The following is a 16,334-nucleotide window of genomic DNA, read 5'->3' as shown; positions in this document are numbered from 1 at the left end:
TAGACGCAGCCGGAGCACGCGGGCATCAGCCCGGCGAGGTGATCACGCGTACTCCCCGGGAAGTAGGCCGCCGGGCCTGGTCAGCGGCCGGACGTCAGCTCCGCCACCTCGGCGTCGAACAGCCGGTCCGGATCGAAACCCATGCCCGTGAAGTGGCCGGCGAGTTCCAGGGAGAGCACTCCGTGCATCCGGGTCCAGAACGCCAGCGCCCGCCGTAGCACCCCCGGCGGTCCGGGGTGGCCGCCGGCCCACTCGCGGTGCTGGGAGAGGTGTGCGGTGAAACCGGCGGAGGCCGGCGGGGGCGCCTCGGGCTCGGCCGCCGCGCAGACGTCGAGCAGGGCCGCCATGATCTCCTGGGCGATGCCGGTGATGTCGTCGGGCGCCCGGTAGCCGGGGACCGGCGTGCCGTAGACGAGGAAGTACCGCTGGGGGTCGTCGAGCGCCCAGCTGCGCAGGGCGTGGGCGAGGCCGCCGATACCGGCCGCGGCGTCGGCGGCGGCCCGGAACGTGTCGGCCAGGCTGCGGTAGGCGTCCCGGATCAGCTCGGTGATCAGCTCGTCGCGGCTGCCGAAGTAGCGGTAGAGGGCCGGGCCGCTCATGCCGAGTTCCTTGGCGATCGCGTTCAGGGACAGGCCCGACGCGCCCGCCTTGGCGATCTGCTCCCAGGCCCGCGCCTTGATGTCCGCCCGCACCTGGGTCCGGTACCGCTCGCGGGGGCTCACCGCGTCCGCGTCTGCGGCCATGGCCGTCACGCTCCTCTCTCGCCTTCGCTTTCCCGCTTTCGCTGCCGGGCGCCTCGGCTGCTCGTCGCCTCGCCGCCACAGAGCCCGGTCATTTCAGGCTTAGAGCTCTCATCTTTGTTTCAACCTATCACTTTCGACAGCGGATCTAACAGATGCGATGACCGCACCCAACGCTAGGGCTTGACACTCCAGAGAGTACCAGTCATGTTTGTTATAGCTTCTAACGCAAGCGAGAACCTATCCCGCTTGCGAGCACATCTCCACACCGTCTGTACACGGAGGCCGTCGTCATGGGAACTGCAGGAACCGCCGGAAACACCGGAAACGCCCAGCTCATCGAGATCGTCCTGCCCGGCGTCGTGGAGCCGGAGGGCCTGCGCGTCGAGCGTCGCGAGATCCCGGCCCCGGCGGCCGGCCAGATCGTCGTCCGGGTGGAGGCGACCGGTGTCTCCTTCGCGGAGCAGCAGATGCGCCGCGGCCGCTACTACGACCAGCCGCCCTTCCCCTTCGTCCCCGGCTACGACCTGGTCGGCACGGTGCTCACGGCCGGTGCGGGCGTCGAGCCCGGGCTCGTCGGCAAGCGGGTGGCGTCACTGGTGAAGGTCGGCGGCTGGGCCAGCCACGTCGTGCTCGACGCGGCCGACGCCGTGCAGGTGCCCGCCGGTGTCGGCGCCGCGGAGGCGGAGACGCTGGTCGTCAACGGCATCACGGCCTGGCAGATGCTGCACCGCAAGGCCAGGGTGCGCAGCGGCGGCACGATCCTGGTGCACGGGGCCAACGGCGGCGTCGGCACGGTCCTCGTCCAGCTCGCCCGGACGGCCGGCCTGCAGGTGATCGGCACGGCTTCGGCCCGTCACCACGACGCGCTGCGGGAGCTGGGCGTGACCCCGGTCGACTACCGCACCGAGGACGTCCCGGGACGGGTCCGGGAACTTGCCCCCGGCGGTGTCGACGCCGTCTTCGACCATCTCGGCGGCCGCAGCGTCGTCGACTCCTGGCGGCTCCTCGCCCCGGGCGGCACCCTCGTCGCCTACGGCAGCGCCACCACCCGCGACGACTCCGGCTCCAAGCAGCTCCCCGTGCTGAAGATCCTCGGCCGGGTATGGCTGTGGAACGCGCTGCCCAACGGCCGGCACGCCTACTTCTTCAACGTCTGGGAGGGCCGCGCCCTCGGCAAGGACCGCTTCCGGGCCCGGCTGAACGCCGACCTCACCCAGGTGTTCCAGGCCCTCCAGCGCGGCGAGGTCACCGCGCGCATCGCCGCCCGGCTGCCCCTGACCCAGGCCGCCGAGGCCCTGCGGCTGGCCGAGTCGGGGACGGTCGCGGGGAAGGTCGTACTGGTCCCGGACGGTGGCGACGAGGCGTCGGCGTCCGACTCGGCACGATGAGGACGGCCGACTCAGCGGCCGCCTCCCTCCGCGAAGCCGCCGCCCTCCGCGAACGTCCCACCCTCCCCGGAGGCGTCGCTCACCGCGAACGCGCCGCCGTCCGCGAAGGCCAGCCCGGCGAAGCGTTCGCCGATACGGCGGTGGGTGGCCGCGTCCGGATGCAGCCCGTCGGGCAGCGGGAGGTCGGCGGCGTCGGCCTCGCCGTAGAGGGCACGGCCGTCGAGGTGGTGGAGGTGCGGGTCCTCGGCCGCACGCTGGGCGACGATCCGGGACAGCTCGTCCCGGATGACGTTCAGGGTGAGCTTGCCGCCGGCCCGCTCGGCCGGGTCGCCCGCGGCCGTGAAGGCGAGCCGGCCGGCGCCGAGGGCACCCAGGTCCATGGCGGTGGGGCCGGGCGTGTCCTCGTGCATGGGGCACAGGATCGGCGACACGACCAGCAGCGGGGTGTCGGGGTGCCCCTCGCGGACGGTGTCGAGGAAGCCGTGCACGGCGGGGCCGAAGGCCCGCAGCCGCATCAGGTCGGCGTTGACGACGTTGATGCCGAGCTTGAGGCTGATCAGGTCGGCGGGGGTGTCCCGGACGGCGCGGGCGGTGAACGGGTCGAGCAGGGCGCTGCCGCCCAACCCCAGGTTGACCAGCTCCACCCCGGCGAGCGCGGCCGCGCGTGCCGGCCAGATGGCGGTGGGGCTCGCGGCGTCGGAACCCTGGCTGATGGAACTGCCGTGGTGCAGCCAGACCTTGCGGCCGTGACCGGGTTCGGCGGCGAGCGGGGCGTCGGTGCGCAGCGCGACCAGTTCGGTGGTCTCGTTGTGCGGCAGCCAGATCTCCACGACCTTCTCGCGCTCGGGCAGACCGGTGAAGCGAAGGGTGCCGACCGGCCCGGGGCGCAGCTCGCTGGTCCCCGCGCTCATGTCGACGACCTGCACCCGGCCGCCGGGCACGCTGCCCTGGCCGGTCAGGGTGCCGTCGACGAGCAGGTCGTAGACGCCGTCCGGGCGGGCCGGAGCGCCGACGTAGCTGCGCTTGGTGGGCAGGGTGTCCAGTTCCACGGCGGTGGCGCGGGTGCGGAACACCAGCCGTACGCCGGAGGGCTGGGACTCGACCATGGCGAGCTGCGGGTCGGCGCACTGGGCGCGGGCCCGGGCCGGGAGCCGGTGCGGCAGGATGCCGTGCTCCGTGTGCTCCAGGTCGAGGGCACCGCGCAGGAGGTCGGCGGTGATCGGAGTGGTGACGGGAGTGGTGACGGGAGTGGTGATCCGGCGGGGGTCGGTGTTCATCGCCTCTGTGTTCCGTGCGAAGGGGGTCAGGTCGGGTTCGGCCAGGTGCGGAGCAGGGCGTCGAGGGCGTCGAGGACGCGGGTCCAGGACTGCTGGCTGTCCGGGGCGCTGTGGCTGAAGCCGCCGCTCAGCTCCAGGTCGACGTAGCCGTGGAAGACGCTGCCGAGCATCCGGACGGCGTGGGTCTCCTCCGGTTCGGCGAGGTCGTAGCCGCGCAGGATCGCCCGGGTCATCTGGGCGTGCCGGACGCCGGCACTGCCTGCCGCCGTCTCCGGGTCGAGGCGCAGCCGGGCCGCGGTGTAGCGGCCGGGGTGAGCGCGGGCGTAGTCGCGGTAGACGTCGGCGAACGCGACGAGGGCGTCCTTGCCGGCCCGTCCGGCCAGCGCGTCGGCGGCCCGGTCGGCGAGCTCCTCCAGCGCCAGCAGCGCGATCCTCGTCTTCAGGTCATGGGAGCTCTTGACGTGCGAGTACAGGCTCGCGACCTTCACGTCGAACCGTCTGGCCAGCGCCGAGACGGTCACCTGGTCGAAGCCGACCTCGTCGGCCAGCTCGGCTCCGGCCCGGACCAGTCGTTCCGTGCTCAGTCCCGCTCGTGCCACACCCGCTCCTCGCCCTCGCCTCTGGCCTCTAGTCCCTGACCTGAATCGATTATTGGTTTGCCTAAAGCATTTAGGCAAATTAGCGTGCGCTGCGTGAGACAGCTGACCGAGCAAGAGATCCGCGCCGCGTTCGTGAACTGCACCAAGGGCGCGGCGAAACGCCTGCACATCCCGCACGACCTGGACGAACGCCCGTGGGCCGACCTGGACTACTTCGGCTGGCGCGACCCGCAGGCACCCGACCGCGCCTACCTGGTGGCCGAACCGGACGGCGGCCGCGCGCGGGCGGTGGCGCTGCGCTGCCCGAGCCCCTCCTCCTGGCAGACCCGGCGCAGCATGTGCTCGATCTGCCTGACCACGCACACCGGAGGCGTCTCCCTCATGGTCGCCGCCAAGGCGGGGAAGGCCGGGCAGCAGGGCAACTCGGTGGGCGCCTACCTCTGCAGCGACCTCGCCTGCTCGCTGTACGTGCGGGGCAAGCGGGACGCGGGCATGGGCGGGCGCATGCCGGAGTCGCTCACGCTGGAGGAGAAGATCCGGCGGACGGTCGGGAACCTCGCCGCGTTCCTGGACAAGGTGACCGGGTGACCGGACACCGTCAGGGGAAGACCAGCCCGACGCCGTGGGCGAGTTGGGCGGCCGCATGCCGGAAGAAGCGCTCCCGCTCCCCTTCCTCCACGACCCCCTTGAACTGACCGAACAGTTCGAACCCCACCAGCCCGAACAGCTGGGCCCACGCCGCGGCCATGGCCACCGCCGCCTCCGGAGGCAGGCCCGGCACCAGTTCGTCGGCCATCCGGCGGGCCTCGGGGGCGAGTTCGGCGGGCACGGGGGTACGGGCCAGACCGCGCCCCTCGAACGCTTCGCGCAGGATCCCGATGAGGACGAGGGCGACCCGGGCCGCCGGCGGAATGGTCGTGTCCGGCGCCGAGTAACCGGGCACCGGCGAGCCGTAGATCAGCGCGTACTCGTGCGGGTGGGTCAGCGCCCAGCCGCGCACCGCCTCGCACACCAGGACCCAGCGCTGCGCCGGGGCCGCACCGGCGGCAGCGGCGTGCGCGGTCTCGGCGGCCTCGCCGAGGGAGTCGTAGGCGTCGATGATCAGCGCGGTGAGCAGGTCGTCACGGCTGGGGAAGTAGCGGTAGAGCGCGGAGGAGACCATGCCGAGCTCGCGCGCGACGGCCCGCAGCGACAGCTTGGCCGCGCCCTCGGCCGCGAGCTGTCTGCGCGCCTCGTCCTTGATGGCCGTGGTGACTTCCATCCTGGCTCGCGCGCGGGCGCCCTGCGGAGTGCTCATGGGGCGCAGTTTGCCATGGTTGCGGAGCGGTGCACACATTTTGGAGCAGTGCACTTGATGTGGATCAGCGATCACAGAGGAGAGCGGTGCCCACGCACAAGTGCACCGCTCAAGAAAGAGAGCACTGCTCTTGCAGTGGATCACCGATCTCCCCCACACTGTTCCTGAAGCGAGAGCACTGCTCTCCCCAGCAGGTGGGGGTCTCCATGTCGTCGTCAACGCCGTCCCAGCCCTACTACGCCAAGGCGAACCCGGTGGCCGTCCGCGTGAACAGCCTCGTCGGCTGGCTCGCCCGGCACGGGATCAGCCTCGCGGGCAGCGCGGAGCTGTCCGTGCCGGGCCGGAAGAGCGGCCGGATGCAGCGCGTCCCGGTCAACCCGCACACCTACGACGGCACCCAGTACCTGATCTCGGCGCGCGGCAACTCCCAGTGGGTGCGGAACATGCGCGTGGCCGGCGGCGGGGAGTTGCGGGTGGGGCGGAAGGTACGGGAGTTCACCGTGGTGGAGCTTCCCGATGCCGAGAAGCTCCCGGTGCTGCGTACCTACCTGGAGAAATGGGGCTGGGAGGTCAAGCAGTACTTCCCCGGGGTGACGGCCAGGTCCTCCGACGACGAACTCGTCGCGGCCGGCGCCGACCACCCCGTCTTCCGGGTCACCGTCAGGAAGTGACGGCTTCCTCGTCGGCCGCTCCCTCCTCCGTCGGCGCGCTCTCCTTCGCCGACGGCTCCGGGCCGAAGGCGGTGAGGGCGCGCTGGGCGAGCGGGTGGGAGCGAATGAGCTCGCCGAGGGAGGTGCGGCCCTGGGTGATCTCCTTGAACGCCCGCCAGGCGGGACGGAACCCGGTCAGCGCCGCGTGGAACAGTCCGGGACGGCGCTCGAACGCCGCGAGCATCCGCTTGCCGACGCTCATCTCCACACCGAGGCCCGCCTTGATGGCGAAGGCGTAGTTCAGCGCCTGGCGGCGGGTGTCGACGGCGTCGTGGGCCTCGGCGATCCGGACCGCCCACTCCCCGGCGAGGCGCCCCGAACGCAGCGCGAAGGAGATGCCCTCGCGGGTCCACGGTTCGAGCAGGCCCGCCGCGTCGCCGCAGACCAGCACCCGGCCGCGGGACAGCGGGGAGTCGTCGGCGCGGCAGCGGGTCAGGTGGCCGGAGGAGATGCTCGGTTCGAAGCCGGCGAGGCCGAGCCGGGCGATGAAGTCCTCCAAGTACCGCTTGGTGGCGGCGCCTTCGCCGCGCGCCGAGATCACACCGACCGTCAGCGTGTCGCCCTTGGGGAAGACCCAGCCGTAACTGCCCGGCATCGGGCCCCAGTCGATGAGGACCCGGCCCCTCCAGTCCTCGGCGACCGTCTCCGGCACCGGGATCTCCGCCTCCAGGCCGAGGTCCACCTGGTCGACCTTCACCCCGACGTGGGCGCCTATGCGGCTGGCGCTGCCGTCGGCGCCGACCACCGCGCGGGCCAGCAGGGTCTCGCCGCCCTGGAGCACGACCGCGACCGTCCGCCGGTCCGGGACGGCCGAACCGTGCTGCTCGACGCGCTGCACGGCGGCACCCGTGCGCAGCTCGGCGCCCGCCTTCTGGGCGTGCTCGACCAGCTGCTGGTCGAACTCGGGGCGGTTGATCAGCCCGAACATCATCTGCTTGGAGCGGCGGGTGCGGGTGAACCGTCCGTTGTTGGAGAAGGTGACCGCGTGCACCCGGTCCTTGAGGGGCAGCTCGAAGCCGGGCGGCAGCGCGTCGCGGGAGGGGCCGATGATGCCGCCGCCACAGGTCTTGTAGCGGGGCAGCTCGGCCTTCTCCAGCAACAGCACGCGCCGTCCCGCGACGGCCGCCGCGTAGGCGGCCGAGGCCCCTGCGGGTCCCGCGCCCACCACGACGACGTCCCACACCCGCTGCGCGTCGTCCACCTGCACGTCGTCCGCCGAAGAATTCTCGCCGCTCACGATGGTCCGCTGCTCCGATCAAGCCGTAGAAGCCGTATCAAGCCGTCACGCTGTCAAGCCGTGGGGCAGGTTCTGTCCGTCCGTAGGCCGACACCTGCCACCTGTCCCCCCGCATCCTACGGCGGAGATCGCCGCAGGCCACTGTGGGAGGATCGGTCCACTCACCAGTTCAACGTCGCACCCACGAGGAGCGTGCCCATGTCGTCCAATCCGGTCGCCGAGACCGTCGCCGCCCTGCTGCCCAGGGCCAAGGCGGAGCTCGCCGAGCTGGTGGCCTTCAAGTCGGTGGCGGACTTCGCCCAGTTCCCGAAGAGCGAGAGCGAGGGCGCCGCGAACTGGGTGGCCGACGCACTGCGCGCCGAGGACTTCACGGACGTCGCCGTACTGGACACCCCGGACGGCACGCAGTCGGTGTACGGCTGTCTGCCGGGCCCGGCGGGCGCCAAAACGGTCCTGCTCTACGCGCACTACGATGTGCAGCCGCCGCTGGACGAGGCCGCCTGGACCACCCCGCCCTTCGAGCTGACCGAGCGGGACGGCCGCTGGTACGGGCGCGGTGCCGCCGACTGCAAGGGCGGCGTGATCATGCACCTGCTGGCGCTGCGCGCGCTGAAGGCGAACGGCGGTGTCCCGGTCAACGTCAAAGTGATCGCCGAGGGCTCTGAGGAGATGGGCACCGGCGGTCTGGAGCGGTACGCCGAACAGCACCCCGGGCTGCTGGCGGCGGACGCGATCGTCATCGGCGACACGGGCAACTTCCGGGTGGGGCTGCCGACGGTGACCACGACGCTGCGGGGCATGACCATGGTCCGCATCCAGGTCGACACGCTGCGGGGCAATCTGCACTCGGGCCAGTTCGGCGGTGCCGCCCCCGACGCCCTGGCCGCGCTGATCCGCGTCCTGGACTCGCTGCGCGCCGAGGACGGTTCGACGACGGTCGACGGGCTGGCTCCGGAGACGCGCTGGGAGGGGCTGGAGTACGACGAGGAGCAGTTCCGCAAGGACGCCAAGGTGCTGGACGGTGTCGGGCTGATCGGTGACGGTTCGGTCGCGGACCGCATCTGGGCCCGTCCGGCGGTCACGGTGCTCGGCATCGACTGCCCGCCGGTGGTCGGCGCCACCCCGTCGGTGCAGGCCGGCGCCCGCGCCCTGGTCAGCCTCCGGGTGCCGCCGGGCGTGGACGCGGCCGAGGCGGGCAAGCTGCTCCAGGCCCACCTGGAGGCGCACACGCCGTGGGGCGCCCGGGTGCGGACCGAGGCGGTCGGCCAGGGCCAGCCGTTCCGCGCGGACCCCACCAGCCCGGCGTACCGGGCGATGGCCGACGCGATGGCGGTCGCCTACCCGGACGAGACGATGCAGTACGCCGGTCAGGGCGGCTCCATCCCGCTGTGCAACACCCTCGCCGGCCTCTACCCGCAGGCGGAGATCCTGCTGATCGGCCTGAGCGAGCCGGAGGCGCAGATCCACGCCGTCAACGAGAGCGTGTCGCCGGAGGAACTGGAGCGCCTGTCGGTGGCGGAGGCGCTGTTCCTGCGGAACTACGCGGCGGGCTGACGCACCCGGGCAGGCCTGCATCCGCGGTCCGTCTGCGTACGCGGTGCGCCGACGTCCACGGTGCGTCGATGTCCACGGTCCGCCGGTGTACGAGGTGGGCGGAACCGCTCTGCCCGCAGCGGAGGACCCTCGTCGTGGACGGGGGTGCTCCGGCGACGCGGTGGCGGCCGCGCCGGTCACCGGTGCGGTGATGCCCGGGGTGTTCATCGTCGACCGGGACCGGGCCGTCGCGTCCTTCGGGCGGTTGGCGGCCCTGGGCGCGGAGACGGCGTGCTTCGGCGACGGTGACCCGGCGACCGGGGACGCGTCGCGGGCGCTGCGGGAATCAGCGGACGCCTGTGCACCGACGCGGTGACCATGGGGGGATGACCGACTCCGCGCGCCGTATCGCCGCCCACACCGGCATCACCAACACCCTGGCCCTGCTGAACGACGTCGAGCTGGCCGAACTGGTCGCGGCGGGTGAGCCGCTCGGCGCCGGGATCGGCGGGAGAGCGGTGCGGCTCGTGGTGGACGGCAGGCCGGTGTTCGTGAAGCAGATCCCCTTGACCGACCGGGAACGGGAGCCCCGGCACGCCCGCTCCACCGAGAACCTCTTCGGTCTCCCGGCGTACTGCCACTACGGCATCGGCGCGATCGGCGGCCCGGGGTTCGGGGCCTGGCGGGAGCTGGCCGCGCACGAGGTGGCGACGGACTGGGTACTGGCGGGCCGGTTCCCCGGTTTCCCGCTGCTGCATCACTGGCGGATCCTGCCCACCACGCCCGTCCCGCTGCCCGGCGAACTCGCCGACATCGACAGGGCCGTGGCCTACTGGGGCGGCTCCGCGGGCCTGCGGGAGCGCATCGAGGGCCTGCGGGACGCCTCCGCGAGCCTCACCCTGTTCCTGGAGCACGTCCCGTACACCCTGCACGACTGGCTGGACGCCGAACTGCGCACCGGCCGGGCGGACGAGGCGTGCACTCTCGCGGCGCAAGGGCTGGAGGGACTCACCGCGTTCCTCTCGGACAGCCATCTGCTGCACCTCGACGCCCACTTCGGCAACATCCTCACCGACGGCCGCCGGCTGTACCTCACCGACTTCGGGCTCGCCCTCAGCTCACGCTTCCGACTGGGCCCGGACGAACGGGACTTCTTCGACCGGCATCGGCACTACGACCGCGCGTACACGGTCTACTACCTGGTGATCTGGCTGGTCACCGCCCTGTACGGGTATCGCGGCGAGGAGCGCGCCGAGTTCGTGCGGGCCTGTGCGGGCGGGGTACGGCCCGAGGGCATTCCGCGGGCCGCCGCCGACCTGCTGGTGCGGCACGCCCCGCTTGCCGTCGGCATGGAGGTCTTCTGCCGACGGCTGGAGCGGGAGAGCCGGCTGACGCCGTTCCCGTACCCGGACGGTCACAGCAGCTCAACGCTCTCCGCGTAGTGGCAGGCGACCGGGTTGCCGCCGCCCCGGTCGACCAGGTCCGGCACCTGCTCGACGCAGGCGGTGCGCTCGCTGTCGGTGAGCTGGTTCGCGAACTTGGGGCAGCGGGTACGGAACCGGCAGCCGCTGGGCGGGCGGACCGGGCTCGGGACGTCGCCCTGGACGGTGATCCGTTTCCGGGCGCGTTCCTTGCGCGGGTCGGGCAGCGGGATCGCGGAGACCAGGGCCTGGGTGTAGGGGTGGGCGGGACGGGCGAAGAGCTGTCTGGCGGGGGCGATCTCCACCAGGCGGCCCAGGTACATCACCGCGACCCGGCCGGCGACATGGCGCATCACGGAGAGGTCGTGCGCCACGAACAGGAAGGACAGGCCCAGTTCGCTCTGGAGGTCCATCAGCAGGTTGAGGACGCCCGCCTGGATCGACACGTCCAGCGCGGAGACCGGCTCGTCCAGCACGATCACCTTGGGGCGCAGCGCCAACGCCCTCGCGATGCCGATGCGTTGGCGCTGGCCGCCGGAGAACTCGTGCGCGAAGCGGTTGCCGTGCTCGGGGTTGAGGCCGACCAGGCGCAGCAGTTCGCGTACCTCGTCGGCGGCGCCGGGGCCGTACCGGCCGTGGATGCGCAGGGGTTCGGCGACGATCTCGTGGACGGAGATCCGGGGGTCCAGGGAGGCGTACGGGTCCTGGAAGACGATCTGCAACTCGCGGCGCAACGGCCGCATCTGACGTCTGCTCAGGTCGGTCAGGAGCCGGCCGCGGTAGTGGACGGAGCCCGAGGTGGCCGTCTCCAGGTTCAGCAGGGTGCGGGACACGGTCGTCTTGCCGGAGCCGGACTCGCCGACCAGGCCGAGCGTCTCGTTCTCGTACAGGTCGAAGGAGACCCCGCAGACGGCGTGCACGTCGCCGATCCGGCGGCGGACCACGCCCTTCGACATCACCGGGAAGTGTTTGACGAGGTCGCGGACCTGGAGGACGGGGTCGCCGGTGCCGCCGTGGCCGGGCAGCGGGGGCAGCGGATCGGTCATCGGGCATCGTCCTCCAGGTCCGCGAACCGGGCCAGGGCCTCGGTGTCGGCGCCGACGGCGTCGAAGACCTCGCCGGCCGCCGCGTCCACGAGTTCGTCGGCGAAGTGGCAGGCGCTGCGGTGGACGTCGGATCCGACGGGGCGCAGCGCAGGTTCCGTGCTGTCGCAGAGCTCCCGGCGCAACGGGCAGCGCGGGGCGAAGGGACAGCCCGGGGGCAGGTTGAGCAGCGAGGGCGGGGAGCCGGTGATGGGGGTCAGGCGGTCCTCCTCGCGGTCGAGGCGGGGCAGGGAGCCGAGCAGGCCCAGGGTGTAGGGCATGCGCGGGGTGTAGAAGATGTCCTCGACCGAGCCGGTCTCGACGATCCGCCCGGCGTACATGACGGCGACCCGGTCGGTGTGTCCTGCGACCACGCCCAGGTCGTGGGTGATCAGGACGAGGGCGGCGCCGGTCTCGGCGCGGGCGGCCTCCAGGGCCTCCAGGATCTGGGCCTGGACGGTGACGTCGAGGGCGGTGGTGGGCTCGTCGGCGATGATCACGTCCGGGTCGTTGGCGATCGCGATGGCGATGACGACGCGCTGGCGCATGCCGCCGGAGAGTTCGTGCGGGTAGCTGTCGACGCGCCGCTCGGGGCTCGGGATGCCGACCGTGCCGAGGAGTTCGACGGCGCGTGCCCGGGCCGGGCGCTTGCCGAGCCTGGGGTTGTGTCTGAGGAGGGTCTCGGCGATCTGGTAGCCGACCGTGTAGACGGGGTTGAGGGAGGTCATCGGGTCCTGGAAGACCATGGCGATGCCGCTGCCCCGTACGTCGGAGAGGCGTGCGTCGGACATCCCGAGCAGCTCGCTCCCCTCGAACCGCACCGAGCCGCGCACCCGGGCCGAGCCGGGCAGCAGCCCCATCACGGCAAGGGCGGTGACCGACTTGCCCGACCCCGACTCGCCGACGATGCCCAGTGCCTCGCCCCGCTCCAGCCGGTAGCCGACGCCGCGCACCGCGCGTACGGTCCCGTCCTCGGTGGGGAACTCCACGCTCAGGTCCTCGACTTCGAGGACGGCTCCGGACTCCTCGCCCTTTCCTACGACCCTGTCGATGCCCTTGCCCTTGCCCGTGCCGTTGCCGGTGTCGGTCACTGTCGCACCCTTTGCTGCCGGGGGTCGAAGGCGTCGCGCAACCCGTCGCCGATGAAGTTGATGGTGAGGGCGATGGCGATGATGAAGGCGCCCGGGATGTAGAAGAGCCAGGGCCGGGTGTCGACCGCGGTCTGCGCCTGGGCGACCAGCAACCCGAGGGAGGTGTCGGGCGGTTGGACGCCGAACCCGAGGAAGGACAGGGCGGTCTCGGTGAGGATGCCGGTGGCGACCAGGATCGTGGCGTTGACGATGATCGGGCCGAGCGCGTTGGGCAGCAGGTGCCGGAAGATGATCCGGGTGTCGGAGGCGCCGAGCGCCCGGGCGGCCTCCACGAACTCCTTCTCGCGCAGGGAGAGTACGGACGAGCGCACCACGCGGGACACGTAGGCCCAGGTGAGTCCGGCGATCACCGCGGCGATCCAGTACCAGGAGCCGCCGCTGCGCGAGGAGATGACGAGCGCGATCGCGAACAGCGGGAGGGTGAGGACGAGATCGGCGATGCGCATCATCAGCGCGTCGACGAACCCCCGGTAGAAGCCGGCGACGGCCCCCCACACGGCTCCGACCAGGGTCGAGCCGAGCGCGATCAGGATGGCGATCTTCAGAGAGGTCTGGGTGCCGCGCATTACCTGGGCGTACGCGTCGTACCCGGAGGAGTCGGTGCCGAACGGGTGCTTCCAGGAAGGCGATTGGGAGTTGTCCGGGGTGTACTTGGCGTACGAGTAGTGCCAGAAGTGCGGGCCGACGAAGGCCCACAGCACGATCAGCAGGAAGACGACCAGGCTGATCATCGCGGCCCGGTGGCGCAGGAAACGGCGCAGGACCAGCTGGGTCTGGCTGCGCTGCACGACGGTGAACTCGTGGTCGTCGTTCGGTGTCTGCGTACCGGCCGGCCCGAGTGCCCCGATGTCAGTCATAGCGGATCCTCGGGTCGAGTACGGCGTAGAGGAGGTCGGCGAAGAGGTTGAAGACGATGACGACGACGGCGGACAGCAGCAGCCAGGCCATGGTCCGGTACACGTCGAGGGTGGTGGCGGCCTGGACGAGCATCTCGCCCATGCCGTGCCACTGGAAGATCGTCTCGGTGATGACCGCGCCGCCGAGGATGATCGCGATGTCGAGGGCGGTGACGGTGGCGAGCGGGATCAGGGCGGTGCGCAGGGCGTGCCGGGTGAGCACCCGGCCGCGGCGCAGCCCCTTGGCGCGGGCGAGCCGGACGTAGTCGCTGTCCAGGACTTCGAGCATGGAGGCGCGGGTGTAGCGGGTCCAGGAGGCGAAGGAGACCAGGGCGAGGGTGATGGTGGGCAGGATGAGGTGGCCGACGCGGTCGGTGAACTCGTTCCAGGTGGTGTCGACTTCGAGGTACGGGGACTTCTCGCCGATGGTGCCGAGGAACTGGCTGCCGGTCTCCTGGTTGAACCAGATCCCGGCCTGCTTGAGCAGGACCGCGAACCAGAACACGGGCATGGCGAGGAACAGGAAGCCGAGGAAGGTGATGGTGTAGTCGGCGGCGCTGTACTGGCGGATCGCGCTGAACACGCCGAAGACGATCGACATCACGAGGGCGAGCAGCATGGCGGCGGCGACCAGGGTGACGGTGACCCGGAAGCGGGTGAACAGGTCGTGGCCGATGTCCAGGTTGGTCTGGACGGACGGGCCCCAGTCGCCGTGCAGGACACCGGTGATCCAGTTCCAGTAGCGTTCCACGGCGGGCTGGTCGGCGTGGATGTGCCGGGCGAAGGCGGTCACGGCGGCCTTGCTGGGCGGCGGTTGCCGGGAGGTGGCGAAGTTGGCCACCGGGTCGCCGGAGTTGACGACGACCAGGAAGACGATGAACGTCGAGACGATCAGGACGGGTATGGAGACGAGGATGCGGCGCACGGTGTAGGCGAGCATGCGGTCTTCTCTCGCGGAGGCCCGGCCCCGGGGTCACCGGGGCCGGGATTCGGATCCGACGGAGCGCCGGGGCTACTTCTTGAGGCCCCACTCGCCGACGTTGTACGGCGGCCCGACGTTGGTGGAGTTGTTGCGCATGTTGACGAACCGGGTCTGCACCGCGAGGAAGGTGGGCTTCTGGTAGAGCGGCAGCACGTAGGCGTCGTTCACCATCAGCTGGTCGGCCTGGTTGAGCAGGGCGGCGGCCTTGGTCTGATCGGTCTCCCCGATGGCCGTGCTGATCAGGGAGTCGACCTGCTTGTTGCTGTAGCCGCCGTAGTTGCCGCCGGCTCCGGTGGTCCACAGCTGCTGGGCGCCGCTGATCGCGAACGGCGAGGCGACCCAGGCGAAGACGATGATGTCGTACTGGTGACCGGCCAGGACCGTGCCGAGGTCGGCGGCGCCGATGGGCTTGATCGTGACCTTGATCCCGAGGTTGGCGAGGTCGCTCTGCAGGATCTGGCACTCGCTCTGCCGGATCTGGTTGCCGGTGGTGTAGCGGCAGTTGAACGGTCCGACCGCCGTGCCGTCCGGGGTCTTCAGAGCGGTGCCGACTCCGGTGAACTTGGCGTCGGTGAGGTACTTCTTGGCCTTGGCGAGGTCACCCGAGCCCTGGCCGCTGGCGCTGACCACGTCCTTGTAACCGGCCGTCCCCGGGACGAAGTTGTGGTTGTAGAGCTGCTTCACGCCGGGGTCGAACTGGGCGACCGTCTTGGCCATGATGTCCTTGACGCTGATCGCCGTGAACATCGCCTGCCTGAGGGCCAGGTACTTGCCGATCACCGGGTTGTGCAGGTTGAGGTCGAAGTGCTCCCAGGTCAGCCCGCTGCCGATGGTGTAGGTGACGTTGGGGATGGCCTTCACCTGGTTGACGAGGTCCACCTCGGGCTGCGGGTAGATGCCCTGGACCTCGTTGTTGCGCAGCGCGATCGGCTCCTGGGTGGCGTCCGAGATCACCTTGAAGATCAGCCGCTGCAGGGTGGCCTTCTTGCCCGTCCACTTCGGGTCGGGCTCGTAGGTGGCGTGGTCGTTGTCCGCCCACTCGGTCATCTTGTACGGGCCCGCGGTCGCGTACTTGGTGGGCGGGTTCTTCTGGAAGTACTGCCAGCCCTGGGTCATCTGGGCGGCCGTCATGTGGGCGGCGTCGCCCGCCTTGGCACCGGAGACCTTCTCGGCGACGTGCGCCGGGTAGAACGGGTAGCCGGCGCCGAACAGGGACTTCCAGTCGGCGTAGGGCTTGGCCATCACCACGGTGACGTTCTTGCCGTTGTCGGAGCCGGTGACCGACTTGATGCGGTCGTAGCCGGCGGTGCTCTCCGGCAGACAGCCCTTGGTCTGGGTGGAGTCGCTGGCGGGCGGCGGCGGGCAGTCCTTGCCGTCGTTGGTGCGCCAGTAGTAGATGAAGTCGTCGGCGGTGATGGCGGTCCCGTCGTTCCAGGACGCCTTGGGGTTGATCTTGTAGACGATGGTCTGCGGGCTGGCGCCGGTCTGGGTCGCCGAGGTCACCAGGTCGGTGTTGAGCTTGACGCTGAAGTCCGGCTGCGGGATGTAGACCTGGGGCAGCACGGGGCTCAGCGCCTCGGCGTTCTCGAAGGTGTTGCCGTTGGTGTCCTGCACGTTCCACTGCTGGATGTTCTTCTCGATGACGTAGGTGAACGTGCCGCCGGCCTTGGTGGTGCCGGAGTTGCAGGTGTCCGCCTTGCCCTGGGTGGAGCAGGACGTGAGGCCGGCCGAGGTGCCCTTGCCGCCACTGCCCCCGCCGCCTCCCCCGCTGCTGCAGGCGGCGAGCGCCAGAACGAGCCCGGCGGTCAGTGCGATGCCCCTCGTGAGGGCCGAAGAGTGCGCGCGCATGTCCCTCCTTCAGCCGGCGGTTGTCCGGCCTGTGCACGGCGGCCGATGGCCGCGAGGAAGTTGAGCTGCGCACCGACGGTAGAACGTCTGTGTACCTCCTTCACCTTCCAGTTCATACCGGGACGGCGACAATTCACCCTCGTTTTCCCCCAGGAACCTTCCACCCCGCG

General features: G+C 71.0%; 16 protein-coding genes. 6 read left to right on the top strand and 10 right to left on the bottom strand.

The features are described 5' to 3' along the window. Positions 1–80: 80 nt before the first annotated feature. Entirely contained in the window at positions 81–743 is a 663-nt protein-coding gene (locus ABZ887_RS02145) for a TetR/AcrR family transcriptional regulator (protein WP_361281919.1), read from the bottom strand. Between the two features lie 290 nt (positions 744–1,033). Between ABZ887_RS02145 and ABZ887_RS02140 the strand changes: the two genes are divergently transcribed. Continuing rightward, positions 1,034–2,131, top strand: coding sequence for a medium chain dehydrogenase/reductase family protein (locus tag ABZ887_RS02140; protein ID WP_361281917.1), 1,098 nt, complete (start codon positions 1,034–1,036; stop codon positions 2,129–2,131). Between the two features lie 11 nt (positions 2,132–2,142). Here ABZ887_RS02140 and ABZ887_RS02135 read toward each other — a convergent pair whose 3' ends face one another. Both ABZ887_RS02135 and ABZ887_RS02130 read right to left on the bottom strand, forming a co-directional pair. Continuing rightward, positions 2,143–3,408, bottom strand: coding sequence for a GDSL-type esterase/lipase family protein (locus ABZ887_RS02135; protein ID WP_361281915.1), 1,266 nt, complete (start codon positions 3,406–3,408; stop codon positions 2,143–2,145). Between the two features lie 26 nt (positions 3,409–3,434). Next, entirely contained in the window at positions 3,435–4,007 is a 573-nt protein-coding gene (locus ABZ887_RS02130; RefSeq protein ID WP_361281913.1) for a WHG domain-containing protein, read from the bottom strand. Positions 4,008–4,100: 93 nt separating this feature from the next. Here ABZ887_RS02130 and ABZ887_RS02125 point away from each other — a divergent pair, with 93 nt between their 5' ends. After that, complete coding sequence (locus tag ABZ887_RS02125) at positions 4,101–4,595, top strand: FBP domain-containing protein (protein WP_361281911.1); 495 nt, start codon at positions 4,101–4,103, stop codon at positions 4,593–4,595. A gap of 10 nt (positions 4,596–4,605) precedes the next feature. Here ABZ887_RS02125 and ABZ887_RS02120 read toward each other — a convergent pair whose 3' ends face one another. After that, positions 4,606–5,304 carry a TetR/AcrR family transcriptional regulator gene (locus ABZ887_RS02120; RefSeq protein ID WP_361281909.1) on the bottom strand — a complete coding sequence of 233 codons (699 nt, stop codon included), beginning with the start codon at positions 5,302–5,304 and terminating at the stop codon, positions 4,606–4,608. 206 nt (positions 5,305–5,510) lie between these two features. Between ABZ887_RS02120 and ABZ887_RS02115 the strand changes: the two genes are divergently transcribed. Then, entirely contained in the window at positions 5,511–5,975 is a 465-nt protein-coding gene (locus tag ABZ887_RS02115) for a nitroreductase/quinone reductase family protein (protein ID WP_361281907.1), read from the top strand. Here the strand turns inward: ABZ887_RS02115 and ABZ887_RS02110 are convergent. After that, entirely contained in the window at positions 5,965–7,251 is a 1,287-nt protein-coding gene (locus ABZ887_RS02110) for a geranylgeranyl reductase family protein (RefSeq protein WP_361281905.1), read from the bottom strand. The two genes, ABZ887_RS02115 and ABZ887_RS02110, sit on opposite strands and share 11 nt — an antisense overlap. A 198-nt stretch (positions 7,252–7,449) precedes the next feature. Here ABZ887_RS02110 and ABZ887_RS02105 point away from each other — a divergent pair, with 198 nt between their 5' ends. From ABZ887_RS02105 to ABZ887_RS02095, 3 genes are all read left to right on the top strand, one after another. Beyond that, positions 7,450–8,805 (top strand): dipeptidase, encoded by a 1,356-nt coding sequence (locus ABZ887_RS02105; protein ID WP_361281904.1) that lies wholly within the window; start codon positions 7,450–7,452, stop codon positions 8,803–8,805. A gap of 85 nt (positions 8,806–8,890) precedes the next feature. Further along, positions 8,891–9,160 carry a hypothetical protein gene (locus ABZ887_RS02100; protein WP_361281902.1) on the top strand — a complete coding sequence of 90 codons (270 nt, stop codon included), beginning with the start codon at positions 8,891–8,893 and terminating at the stop codon, positions 9,158–9,160. Positions 9,161–9,170: 10 nt separating this feature from the next. Next, positions 9,171–10,226: a protein kinase family protein gene (locus ABZ887_RS02095; protein WP_361281900.1), complete on the top strand. Its 1,056-nt coding sequence runs from the start codon at positions 9,171–9,173 to the stop codon at positions 10,224–10,226. Here ABZ887_RS02095 and ABZ887_RS02090 read toward each other — a convergent pair. The 5 genes from ABZ887_RS02090 to ABZ887_RS02070 form a co-directional block, all read right to left on the bottom strand. After that, positions 10,199–11,251: an oligopeptide/dipeptide ABC transporter ATP-binding protein gene (locus tag ABZ887_RS02090; protein WP_361281898.1), complete on the bottom strand. Its 1,053-nt coding sequence runs from the start codon at positions 11,249–11,251 to the stop codon at positions 10,199–10,201. The genes ABZ887_RS02095 and ABZ887_RS02090 overlap by 28 nt on opposite strands. After that, entirely contained in the window at positions 11,248–12,378 is a 1,131-nt protein-coding gene (locus ABZ887_RS02085; RefSeq protein WP_361281896.1) for an ABC transporter ATP-binding protein, read from the bottom strand. Before ABZ887_RS02085 ends, ABZ887_RS02090 begins: the two co-directional genes overlap by 4 nt. Continuing rightward, the gene (locus ABZ887_RS02080) at positions 12,375–13,295 is read right to left on the bottom strand and encodes an ABC transporter permease (protein ID WP_361281894.1); all 921 of its coding nucleotides are present in this window, start codon (positions 13,293–13,295) and stop codon (positions 12,375–12,377) included. Before ABZ887_RS02080 ends, ABZ887_RS02085 begins: the two co-directional genes overlap by 4 nt. Beyond that, a complete protein-coding gene (locus ABZ887_RS02075) occupies positions 13,288–14,274 on the bottom strand; it encodes an ABC transporter permease (protein WP_361281892.1) in 987 nt (328 codons plus the stop codon). The genes ABZ887_RS02080 and ABZ887_RS02075 overlap by 8 nt, the downstream gene beginning before the upstream one ends. A gap of 72 nt (positions 14,275–14,346) precedes the next feature. Then, positions 14,347–16,164 (bottom strand): ABC transporter family substrate-binding protein, encoded by a 1,818-nt coding sequence (locus ABZ887_RS02070; protein ID WP_361281890.1) that lies wholly within the window; start codon positions 16,162–16,164, stop codon positions 14,347–14,349. Positions 16,165–16,334: the final 170 nt, after the last annotated feature.

This window comes from Streptomyces sp. NPDC047061, assembly GCF_040643955.1.
In the GTDB taxonomy this organism is placed as follows: domain Bacteria; phylum Actinomycetota; class Actinomycetes; order Streptomycetales; family Streptomycetaceae; genus Streptomyces.
This window is presented reverse-complemented; position numbering and strand designations above follow the sequence as displayed.